At 60.0% G+C, this 11,326-nt stretch carries 7 protein-coding genes; 6 read left to right on the top strand and 1 reads right to left on the bottom strand.

All coding sequences use genetic code 11. The features are described 5' to 3' along the window. Positions 1–141: 141 nt before the first annotated feature. Positions 142–1,806 carry an energy-dependent translational throttle protein EttA gene (ettA, locus tag QMX86_RS24970; RefSeq protein WP_016773108.1) on the bottom strand — a complete coding sequence of 555 codons (1,665 nt, stop codon included), beginning with the start codon at positions 1,804–1,806 and terminating at the stop codon, positions 142–144. 287 nt (positions 1,807–2,093) lie between these two features. On the opposite strand from ettA, the gene morA reads away from it, so the two are divergent. The 6 genes from morA (at position 2,094) to QMX86_RS24940 (ending at position 11,230) form a co-directional block, all read left to right on the top strand. After that, on the top strand, positions 2,094–5,942 hold the full coding sequence (morA, locus tag QMX86_RS24965; RefSeq protein WP_071173650.1) for a cyclic di-GMP receptor MorA: 3,849 nt from the start codon (positions 2,094–2,096) through the stop codon (positions 5,940–5,942). Between the two features lie 217 nt (positions 5,943–6,159). After that, positions 6,160–7,413 carry a serine hydroxymethyltransferase gene (gene glyA, locus QMX86_RS24960; protein ID WP_282387007.1) on the top strand — a complete coding sequence of 418 codons (1,254 nt, stop codon included), beginning with the start codon at positions 6,160–6,162 and terminating at the stop codon, positions 7,411–7,413. Positions 7,414–7,633: 220 nt separating this feature from the next. Further along, positions 7,634–8,197: a hypothetical protein gene (locus QMX86_RS24955; protein ID WP_241149629.1), complete on the top strand. Its 564-nt coding sequence runs from the start codon at positions 7,634–7,636 to the stop codon at positions 8,195–8,197. 242 nt (positions 8,198–8,439) lie between these two features. Then, positions 8,440–9,753: a C4-dicarboxylate transporter DctA gene (locus QMX86_RS24950; protein ID WP_064364099.1), complete on the top strand. Its 1,314-nt coding sequence runs from the start codon at positions 8,440–8,442 to the stop codon at positions 9,751–9,753. Between the two features lie 49 nt (positions 9,754–9,802). Beyond that, the gene (locus QMX86_RS24945) at positions 9,803–10,507 is read left to right on the top strand and encodes a FadR/GntR family transcriptional regulator (protein WP_016773102.1); all 705 of its coding nucleotides are present in this window, start codon (positions 9,803–9,805) and stop codon (positions 10,505–10,507) included. Positions 10,508–10,525: 18 nt separating this feature from the next. Then, positions 10,526–11,230: a GntR family transcriptional regulator gene (locus tag QMX86_RS24940; RefSeq protein WP_282387943.1), complete on the top strand. Its 705-nt coding sequence runs from the start codon at positions 10,526–10,528 to the stop codon at positions 11,228–11,230. Positions 11,231–11,326: the final 96 nt, after the last annotated feature.

The raw sequence follows: 11,326 nt of genomic DNA, 5'->3' as shown, positions 1-11,326 counted from the left end.
CGAGCAAGCTCGCTCCCACATTTGAAATGCGTTCTCCTGTGGGAGCGAGCTTGCTCGCGAAGGGTTCGACTCGGTTAAACCTGAAAAACACAGAAAAAAAACGGAGCCCGAAGGCTCCGCTCTTGTGCAACCAACCCGATATCAGGCCAGTTTCTTGTGACGCACCCGGTGAGGCTGGGCCGCTGCTTCGCCGAGGCGTTTTTTGCGGTCGGCTTCGTACTCGGTGTAGTTGCCTTCGAAGAACACCGCTTGCGAGTCGTCTTCGTACGCCAGGATGTGCGTGGCGACACGGTCAAGGAACCACCGATCGTGGGAGATCACAATGGCGGCGCCCGGGAAGTCCAGCAGGGCTTCTTCCAGCGAACGCAGGGTTTCCACGTCGAGGTCGTTGGACGGTTCGTCGAGCAGCAGGACGTTGCCGCCCTCCTTCAGGGTCAGCGCCAGGTGCAGACGACCGCGCTCACCGCCGGACAGATCCTTGACGAACTTCTGCTGGTCGCCGCCCTTGAAGTTGAAGCGGCCGACGTAGGTGCGCGACGGGATCTCGTAGTTGCCGATGCGGATCTGGTCGGAACCGTCGGAAATCTGCTGGAACACGGTCTTGCTGCCGTCGAGGTCTTCACGGCTCTGGTCGACGCAGGCCAGTTGCACGGTTTCACCGATTTCGATGCTGCCCGAATCCGGAGTTTCCTTGCCCATGAGCATGCGGAACAGCGTCGACTTACCGGCACCGTTACCGCCGATCACGCCGACGATGGCGCCCTTCGGCATGGAGAACGACAGGTTGTCGATCAGCACGCGATCGCCGTAGCCTTTGGTGACGTTCTTGAATTCGATGACCTTGTCGCCCAGGCGTGGACCGGCCGGGATGTAGATCTCGTTGGTCTCGCTGCGCTTCTGGAATTCCTGCGATTGCATTTCTTCGAAGCGTTGCAGACGTGCCTTGGATTTCGACTGGCGGGCCTTGGCGCCTTTGCGCACCCACTCCAGTTCTTCCTTCATGGCTTTTTCATGAGCCGACTGCTGCTTGGATTCCTGGGCCAGACGATCGGACTTGGCTTCGAGCCAGCCCGAATAGTTGCCCTCGTAAGGAATGCCCGCGCCGCGGTCGAGTTCCAGAATCCAGCCAGCGACGTTGTCGAGGAAGTAACGGTCGTGCGTGATCGCGACCACGGTGCCCGGGAAGTCGTGGAGGAAATGCTCCAGCCACGCCACCGAATCGGCATCCAGGTGGTTGGTCGGTTCGTCGAGCAGCAGCATGTCTGGCGCGGACAGCAGCAGACGGCACAGGGCGACACGACGCTTTTCACCACCGGACAGGTGTTCGACTTTCGCGTCCCAGGCTGGCAGACGCAGCGCATCAGCGGCGACTTCCAGTTGGCGCTCGAGGTTGTGGCCGTCGCTGGCCTGCAGAATCGCTTCGAGCTTGGCCTGTTCAGCGGCGAGCTTGTCGAAGTCGGCATCCGGGTCGGCGTAGGCCGCGTAGACTTCGTCCAGACGCGCTTGCGCATCCTTGATCACGCTGACCGCTTCTTCGACCACTTCACGCACGGTCTTGGCAGGGTCGAGCTGCGGCTCTTGCGGCAGGTAACCGATGTTCAGGTCCGGCATCGGACGGGCTTCGCCTTCGAACTCGGTGTCGACGCCGGCCATGATTTTCAGCAGCGTGGATTTACCCGAACCGTTGAGGCCGAGCACGCCGATCTTGGCGCCGGGGAAGAAGGACAGCGAAATGTTCTTGAGGATTTCCCGCTTCGGCGGAACAACTTTGCCCAGCCGATGCATGGTGAAGACGTATTGAGCCATGGAGAACCTTGGGTCAGTGACAGATGAATGATTGGAGCGCAGGCGATGCCTGGCCAGACTGTGCGCGTCGTTCACTTGATCGCGATCAATGCGTGCGCGCTGGAAAAAGTCTGATTGTAGGGGCTGGAACGCCCCCGGTCTAACCGGCAAAGCTACCTTAATGCTGGAAGGCAGTCCAGCCGAGAGGGGCTGGCACTTCGCCACGAGTCAAGGCATGCTAGCCGCCCTTCGGGCGTCCGGCTTATAGTGCACGTCGCGCCAGTCCAGCCAAATCGCAGGATCACAGCTTGACCAATGTCACTCCGCCAGCCTCTGTGAGCAGCACCCCACCGGCGCCCGGCTCGCCCCTGCGCGGGACATTAAAGGGTGCGCTGGCCACCCTCGTGCTGTTATTGCTCGCGTTGCTGTTCTGGCAACTGCTCGATCAATTGCGCGAAACTCAGAAAAATCAGCGCCAATACACCATCGACTACACCGCCGACCTCGCCGCCCAGGTCAGCCTGAACATGGCGCTGAACGCGCAAATCGCCCTCAATCTGCTACCGATCGTCGAACAACCGCAAACCGCCGACGAACAGCAGATGCTCCTGCGCAAACTGCAACGCTCGCTGCCAGATCTGCGCAGCATGGCCCTGCTCTCGCCCTCCGGCCGCATCATCAGCGACAGCGCCACCGACAGTTCCGACGCCGATTACCTGACCGAACTGGTACGCCGCAGCCGTGCCCAGGCGCATTACTTCAGCAATGCCGATGACGGCTCGGTGGTGCATCTGCTGTTGCATCAGGCCAGCGGCAGCAGTCGCGGTTACTGGGCCTTGCGCCTGACGCCAACCTTCTTCGATTCGCTGACCAAACAGGACGCCACCGCCCTGCGCCCGTTGTGGCTGGTGGAAAATCGCCTCAATCACCAGATCATCAGCCGCGATGCCGGGCTGCCCTCGGTCAAGGCTGGCGGGCTGACGCCTGACGATGTCGCCAACACCGTGCTGACCGTGCCGCTGAGCAGCAGCGACTGGCAACTGCGCGGGCTGTTCGACCGCCAGCGCGTACTGGAAGAATTGCTGCCGGCATTCATCGGCAAATGCCTGCTCGGCCTGGCGTTCTCGATGTTGCCGGTGATCGCGCTGCTGAACATGCGTCGGCGTCAGCGCCAGGTGCATGAAGGCCGGCGGCGTTATCAGGATATTTTCGAAGGCACCGGCGTGGCCTTGTGCGTGCTTGACCTGTCCGGCCTCAAGCAGACGTTCGACAAGGCGCAGATCCAGACCAGTGACCAGCTCAAGGCCTGGCTCGACCAACCGCAGCAGCGCCAGCAGTTGCTCGCGGAAATGCGCGTCACCGAAGTCAACCAGGTCGCCCTGCAACTGCTCGATGTGCATTCCTGCGACGATGCCTGGCAACTGCTGATCGATGGCCAGCGCCATCCGCAGTGCGCGATCGGTCAGCAGATCCTCGACGCCGTCCTGCAACAGCAGAAGCAGCTGGAACTGGAAATCAAACTGCCCAACAGCAACGGTCGCGACCAGCATCTGTGGATGGTTTTGCGCCTGCCGAGCGAGCAGCACGACTATAAAGCGGTGATCCTCAGCATCAACGACATCACCAGCCGCAAGCTGATCGAGCTGTCGCTGCTGGAGCGTGAAGGCTTCTGGTCGGATGTGGTGCGCACCGTGCCCGATCATCTGTATGTGCAGGACGTGATCAGCCAGCGGATGATTTTCAGCAACCACCACCTCGGCCAGACCCTGGGCTACAACCGCACTGAATTGCATCAGATGGGTGAATACTTCTGGGAAATCCTTCTGCATCCGGAAGACGCCGACTATTACCATCGCTCGCGGCAGTTGCAGCGCCACGCCGGTTACAGCCAGCTGTTGCAATGCCAGTTGCGCTTCCGTCATCGCGACGGCAAGTGGCGGCGCTTCGACATCCGTGAACAGGCGCTGGCGCGGGACAAGCACGATCAGGTCACGCGGATCATCGGCGTGGCCAAGGACATCACCGAACAGATCGAGGCCAGCGAATCGCTGCGTGACAGCGAGCAGCGTTACCGCATGCTCGCCGAAAGCATCAGCGACGTGATTTTCTCCACCGACAGCAAGCTCTCGCTGAACTACGTCAGCCCCTCGGTGCAGGCCGTGCTCGGTTACAACGCCGACTGGATTTTCCAGAACGGCTGGCAATCGATCATCGCCAATCCCGGGCAACTGAACGGCATTCATGTGCTGATGGACCGCGTCAGCAAGGCGCTGGACAAGCCCGAGCAACTGGCATTGCTGCGCAGTCAGGTGCAAACGCAGCTGTTCCTCTTCGATTGCCTGCGCGCCGACGGCCGCAAGATTCCGATCGAACTGCGCCTGGTGCTGGTGTGGGACGAACACGGCGCGTTCGAAGGCGTGCTCGGTGTCGGCCGCGATATCAGTCAACAGCGCCGTGCCGAAAAAGATCTGCGCATGGCCGCCACGGTATTCGAGCACTCGACTTCGGCAATCCTGATCACCGACCCGGCCGGCTACATCGTCCAGGCCAACGAAGCGTTCAGTCGGGTCAGCGGCTACAGCGTCGGCGAAGTGCTCGACCAGTTGCCGAACATGCTCACCGTCGACGAGCAGCAGGACGCGCACTTGCGCTACGTGCTCAAGCAGTTGCACGAGCACAGCACCTGGGAAGGCGAAGTGTGGATGAAGCGCCGTAACGGCGAACACTACCCGGCGTGGGTCGGCATTACTGCCGTGCTCGACGATGAGGGCGATCTGGCCAGTTACGTGTGTTTCTTCAGCGACATCAGCGAGCGCAAGGCCAGCGAGCAGCGCATTCACCGCCTCGCCTATTACGACGCCCTCACCCATTTGCCGAACCGCACGCTGTTCCAGGATCGTCTGCACACCGCGCTGCAAGCGGCCGAACGGCAGAAGTCGTGGGTGGTGCTGATGTTCCTCGACCTCGACCGTTTCAAACCGATCAACGACTCCTTGGGCCACGCCGCCGGCGACCGCATGCTCAAGGACATGGCCACGCGCCTGCTGGCCTGCGTCGATGACGATGACACCGTGGCGCGCATGGGCGGCGACGAATTCACCCTGCTGCTGCAGCATCGCTCCAACCGAGAATTGGCGCTGAACCGGGCGATTCACGTGGCCGAGCAGATTCTCGCCAGCCTGGTGCGGCCGTTCGTGCTTGAGGGCCGCGAGTTCTTCGTCACCGCCAGTATCGGCATCGCCCTGAGTCCGCAGGACGGCAATGAACTCAGCCAGTTGATGAAGAACGCCGACACGGCGATGTACCACGCCAAGGAACGCGGCAAGAACAACTTCCAGTTCTATCAGGCCGACATGAACGCCAGTGCGCTGGAGCGCCTGGAACTGGAAAGCGATCTGCGCCATGCGCTGGAGCAGAACGAATTCGTCCTGTATTACCAGCCGCAGTTCAGTGGCGACGGCAAGCGTTTGACCGGCGCCGAAGCGCTGCTGCGCTGGCGCCATCCGCGTCGCGGGCTGGTGCCGCCGGGGGATTTCATTCCGGTGCTGGAAGAGCTCGGCCTGGTGGTGGACGTTGGCGACTGGGTCATCAGCGAGGCCTGTCGACAGCTGAAAACCTGGCACCAGCAACGGGTGCGGGTGCCGAAGGTCTCGGTGAACATTTCCGCACGGCAGTTCTCCGACGGCCAGTTGGGTACGCGAATCGCGACGATCCTGCGCGAAACCGGCCTGCCGCCGGCGTGTCTGGAGCTGGAACTGACCGAAAGCATCCTGATGCGCGAAGTCAGCGAGGCGATGCAGATTCTTGCCGGGCTGAAGAACCTCGGCCTGAGCATCGCGGTCGATGACTTCGGCACCGGTTATTCATCGCTCAACTACCTCAAGCAATTCCCGATCGACGTGCTGAAGATCGACCGCACCTTCGTCGACGGCCTGCCGTCCGGGGAACAGGACGCGCAGATCGCCCGGGCGATCATCGCCATGGCCCACAGCCTGAACCTGGCGGTGATCGCCGAGGGTGTGGAAACCCATGAGCAACTGGACTTCCTGCGCGAGCATGGCTGCGATGAGGTGCAGGGATATCTGTTCGGCCGGCCGATGCCGGCGGGACGGTTTGAAGCGCAGTTCTGTAACGACGCGCTGTTCATGTTCGACTGACGATCTGCGGCGCGCCCGAAAAGATCGCAGCCTTCGATCGTTCCCACGCTCCGCGTGGGAACGATCAATGCCCCTCTGCTCGCGAAGGGGCCGGCAAAAGCACCGCACATCTGTCATGAACGCCACTTGTCTGCGACATGACGTCGTTTCATATGTCATCCAAAAGCGGTTGGGTTAGAATGCCCCCCTTTTCTGCCCCCGATCCTTGAGGACCGCCATGTTCAGCCGTGATTTGACTATTGCCAAGTACGACGCCGACCTTTTTGCCGCCATGGAGCAAGAAGCTCAGCGTCAGGAAGAACACATTGAGCTGATCGCTTCGGAAAACTACACCAGCCCAGCGGTGATGGAAGCTCAAGGCTCGGTCCTGACCAACAAGTACGCCGAAGGCTATCCGGGCAAGCGTTACTACGGTGGTTGCGAATACGTGGACGTGGTTGAACAACTGGCCATCGACCGCGCCAAGGAACTGTTCGGCGCCGATTACGCCAACGTTCAGCCGCACGCCGGTTCCCAGGCCAACGCCGCTGTTTACCTGGCTCTGCTGCAAGGTGGCGACACCATTCTGGGCATGAGCCTGGCCCATGGTGGTCACCTGACCCACGGCGCCAGCGTTTCCTCCTCGGGCAAGCTGTACAACGCCGTTCAATACGGTATCGATGCCAACGGCCTGATCGACTACGACGAAGTCGAGCGCCTGGCGGTCGAGCACAAGCCGAAAATGATCGTTGCCGGTTTCTCGGCCTACTCGCAGATCCTCGACTTCCCGCGCTTCCGCGAAATCGCTGACAAGGTCGGCGCCTACCTGTTCGTCGACATGGCTCACGTCGCCGGTCTGGTTGCCGCTGGTGTCTATCCGAACCCGGTGCCGTTCGCCGACGTCGTGACCACCACCACCCACAAGACCCTGCGCGGTCCACGTGGCGGTCTGATCCTGGCCCGTGCCAACGCCGAGATCGAGAAGAAGCTCAACTCCGCAGTATTCCCGGGCGCCCAGGGTGGCCCGCTGGAGCACGTGATCGCGGCCAAGGCGATCTGCTTCAAGGAAGCGCTGCAGCCTGAGTTCAAGGCTTACCAGCAACAAGTGGTGAAGAACGCCAAGGCCATGGCCGAAGTGTTCATCGCACGCGGTTTCGACGTGGTATCGGGCGGTACTGAAAACCACCTGTTCCTGCTGTCGCTGATCAAGCAGGACATCTCCGGTAAAGATGCCGACGCCGCTCTGGGCAAAGCGTTCATTACCGTGAACAAGAACTCCGTGCCTAACGATCCACGCTCGCCGTTCGTCACCTCCGGCCTGCGCTTCGGTACTCCGGCTGTGACCACTCGCGGTTTCAAAGAGGCCCAGTGCAAAGAGCTGGCTGGCTGGATCTGCGACATCCTGGCTGACCTGAACAACGAAGCGGTGATCGACGCCGTTCGCGAGAAAGTCAAAGCCATCTGCAAGAAACTGCCGGTGTACGGCGCTTGATGCCTCGTTAATCCGCAATAAAAAACCGGTCACGATGGCCGGTTTTTTATTGCCATGAATTCAATAAAAAAATACCACCCGAATAAAGCAGCAACCTGCTAATCCCGTCCAGCAGGATTGTTCATCTCTTCGTTAAAACCAAACTCTTGCAACACACATGCAAACCGCCAGAAATGAAAACCGCTTAGTCTGAAACCCGACTTGATAAATGGATTTCATCATGACGAGCAATATCGAAAAATCTTTCATCGCAACACTGAGAATGTTCGACCACAGGGTTGGCTTTCTTGAACAGCTGTACGGCAAACCGGCGATGGCTACCATCAATCTGTTCAGCGGCGGTTTCTATACCGGACGCCCGCAAACACGGGATCAGTCCCACCTGCTCGGCATCCGGAGCAACGAGCAGAGCGGCCGGATAAAACCGCTGAAGCTGCATTTCGGTCATACCCCTGACGGCTACATCCTCACCGTGAAAAACCAGGGCAACTACTTCAATCAGGTAATCAGCAATCACTGGCTGGACACCGTCGAGGCCGTCAAGCCAGACACTGACAACTTGACCACGTTTATTCTTGTCGACCGTAGCGGCACCGCTATAACGCTGGACAACTTAACGGGCGTACATACAGCTGTTTCTCTCAAACTGAAAAATCATGCCTATTTGGGCGGTATAAAAATCACAAGTCTGCCTTACGTCTATCTGGGCAAAACCGAAGAACGTTCAAAGATCACTTTCATCCTGAGCATCGTCGAAAGACATGTACCAGTCATCAAAACGTGACTCACACCCCGCCCAGAAAAAAAGGCACAGCCGCCGATTTTTTTCTCAAATGCTCAAGACCGGGCCATCCAGACAACTGGTAAGACCGGTCATGCCAATTTTCTAATTTTCCCTTGCGATCCGGGAAAACCTGCGCCTAGACTGCGCCTGCACTGGACATACCGGTAAGACCACAATAATTAAGTCCTGAATCCGCTGCGCCACGCGTACGGCAGCCAGGACACCGACCCAGGATTCCTCCCATGCTCAGATGGTGCTCGCGCTCAATCTTCCTTCAAGTGGTTCTCGGACTGATGCTCGGCATCGTCTGCGGGCTGACCCTTCCTGAATACTCCGCCCAGCTGAAACCGCTCGGCGATGGCTTCATCAAACTGATCAAGATGCTCATTGGCCTGATCGTGTTCTGCGTGGTGGTCAGCGGCATCAGCGGCGCGGGCGATCTGAAGAAGGTCGGGCGCATCGGCCTCAAGTCGGTGATCTATTTCGAAGTGCTGACCACCATCGCTCTGGTGATCGGTCTGGTGTTCGCCTTCAGCACCGGCATTGGCAGCGGCGCGAACATTCATCTGGAGCAGCTCTCCAGCGCCGACATGGGCGACCTCGCCGAGCGCAGCCAGCACATGCACACCACCACGCAATTTCTGATGGACCTGATCCCGACCTCGGTGATCGGTGCCTTCGCTGACAACAATATTCTGCAAGTGCTGCTGTTTTCGGTGCTGTTCGGCAGTGCACTGAATCTGGTCGGCGAAGCCGCTTCCGGGATTTCGCGACTGATCAACGAACTCAGCCATGTGATCTTCCGCATCATGGGCATGATCGTCCGTCTGGCGCCGATCGGCGTGTTCGGTGCCATCGCCTTCACCACCAGCAAATACGGCCTGGATTCGTTGCAGCACCTGGGCAGTCTGGTCGGCCTGTTCTACCTGACCTGCGTCGCCTTCGTCGCGCTGATCCTCGGTCTGGTGATGCGCGTTTCCGGCCTGCGCATGTGGCCGCTGCTCAAGTACCTGCGGGAAGAACTGCTGATCGTCATGGGCACCGCCTCTTCCGACGCCGTGCTGCCACAGATCATGCGCAAGCTCGAACACCTCGGCATCGGCAGCTCGACGGTCGGTCTGGTGATTCCGACCGGGTACTCGTTCAACCTCGACGGTTTCTCGATCTACCTGACCCTGGCCATCGTGTTCATCGCCAACGCCACCGGCACGCCACTGGCGATGACCGATTTGCTGACGATCCTGCTGGTGTCGCTGATCACCTCCAAAGGCGCCCACGGCATTCCCGGTTCGGCGCTGGTGATTCTCGCCGCGACGCTGACGGCGATCCCGGCGATTCCCGTGGTCGGTCTGGTGCTGGTGTTGGCCGTGGACTGGTTCATGGGCATCGGCCGCGCGCTGACCAATCTGATCGGCAACTGCGTCGCCACCGTGGCCATCGCCCGCTGGGAAAAGGACATCGATGTACAGCGCGCGAACAAGGTGCTCAACGGTGAGCAGGGCTATAACTTTCAACCGCGAAAAACCGTCGCTCAGGCGGCGGCCAAAGAATTCTGAATGAGTGCCGTGCCTGCCAATATGCAGGCACGGCGCAGGGAGCCAATACGTGATTACAACTTCAACCGTCGTCAATTCAGTGGTGGAAAAACTCCGCGCCGCGTTGGCTCGAGGGCAATGGCGCTCCGGCGACATGCTGCCGGGCCAGCGCGAACTGGCCGAACAACTGGGCATCAGCCGGCCGAGTCTGCGCGAAGCGGTGATCGTCCTCGAAACCCTCGGTCTGGTGCGCTCGATGCCGGGCAAAGGCGTAGTCGTCCTTGATGCGCAACTCAGCGACAGCCAGAGCCACGACAGCGCAGTCGCCGGCGCCAGCCTGGAAGATGTGCTGCAACTGCGCTACACCCTTGAGCCGTTCATCGTCGGGCTGGTCGCGCAATCGATCAGCAGCAAGGAAGTCGGCCAATTGCGCCTGACCCTGATGGACATGCGCGAAGCCCTCGAGGCCGGTGACAGCGAAGCCGGAGTCAGTGCCTACATCGCCTTCCACGAAGAACTGTTCACGCTGACCTCGAACCCGATTTTCCAGAGCGTGGTACAGCAGACCAGCAACGCGCTCAAGCAAAGCGCCGAAGTGTTGCGCAATTCCCCGGAACATCTGGCCGAACGCCTGGAAGAAAACGAAGCCGTAGTCCGCGCGATCCGCAGCAAGAACAGCGCTCAGGCCAGCGCCGAGATGCGTCGGCACATCCTGCGCGAAGGCCAGCGCATGGGCGTTGAGCTGAACATTCCGGACGACAACCTGCCCACCTGATTTGCCAGGAGAACGGCCATGAACAGTTTCGCTTCAGCGTCCCACGCGCAATCGACCGCCCTGCCCGTCTCTCGCCTGGGCACGCCGACGGAGGATCTGTATCCGCGACTGTTCGACGCGATCCTCGAACAGCGTATCGATGAAGACAGCCGGTTCACCGAGGACAGTCTGCAAGCGATGTTCGGCGCCGGCCGCGCCGATGTACGACGGGTGCTGACGCAGTTGTCACATGAGCAGATCGTGGTGTTGCGCGCCAATCATCGACCACGAGTGGCCGCGCCTGATCGGGAACTGATCCGGCAGACCTTGCATGCGCGAAGGCTGGCTGAGAGCACGTTGGTGCGATTGGCGTGTCAGCGTCCGCAGCCAGACGATCTGAAATGCTTGCGCACGTTGATAGAGCGCGAGAAGCGCGCCGTCGAGCAGGATCGTCGGGGGGCGGCGATTCGGTTATCGGGGGAGTTTCATTTGCAATTGGCACGAATGGCGGGAAATCTGCCGCTGGCGCATTTTCTGCGCAGTCTGGTGCCGCTGACGTCGCTGGCGATTGCGCGAAGTCAGGGCTCGACGCGAAGCTGTTGCGCATGGCAGGAGCATTTGGCGTTGGTTGAGATTGTGGAGCGAGGTGATGTTTCCAAGGCCGGCATGTTGATGAATCGGCATCTGGATCATCTTGAGCAGACACTGCTGGGCACAACCTTTCAACATTGTGTTGTGCGTTAAATCGTCATCGCGGGCAAGCCCGCTCCCACAGGGTTATTTGTCGCTCACAGATTGTGGGTACACCAATAAACCTGTGGGAGCGGGCTTGCCCGCGAT

It is taken from the genome of Pseudomonas sp. PS01270 (assembly GCF_029959775.1).
In the GTDB taxonomy this organism is placed as follows: domain Bacteria; phylum Pseudomonadota; class Gammaproteobacteria; order Pseudomonadales; family Pseudomonadaceae; genus Aquipseudomonas; species Aquipseudomonas atacamensis.
Note: the sequence above shows the minus strand (reverse complement) of the source record. Positions and strands in the feature narration are given on the sequence as shown.

What these genes read in the sequence shown, in the direction of transcription:
- ettA (WP_016773108.1), bottom strand. Translation starts at nt 1,806, where the DNA reads ATGGCTCAATACGTCTTCACCATGCATCGGCTGGGCAAAGTTGTTCCG.
- glyA (WP_282387007.1), top strand. Translation starts at nt 6,160, where the DNA reads ATGTTCAGCCGTGATTTGACTATTGCCAAGTACGACGCCGACCTTTTT.
- QMX86_RS24955 (WP_241149629.1), top strand. Translation starts at nt 7,634, where the DNA reads ATGACGAGCAATATCGAAAAATCTTTCATCGCAACACTGAGAATGTTC.
- QMX86_RS24950 (WP_064364099.1), top strand. Translation starts at nt 8,440, where the DNA reads ATGCTCAGATGGTGCTCGCGCTCAATCTTCCTTCAAGTGGTTCTCGGA.
- QMX86_RS24940 (WP_282387943.1), top strand. Translation starts at nt 10,526, where the DNA reads ATGAACAGTTTCGCTTCAGCGTCCCACGCGCAATCGACCGCCCTGCCC.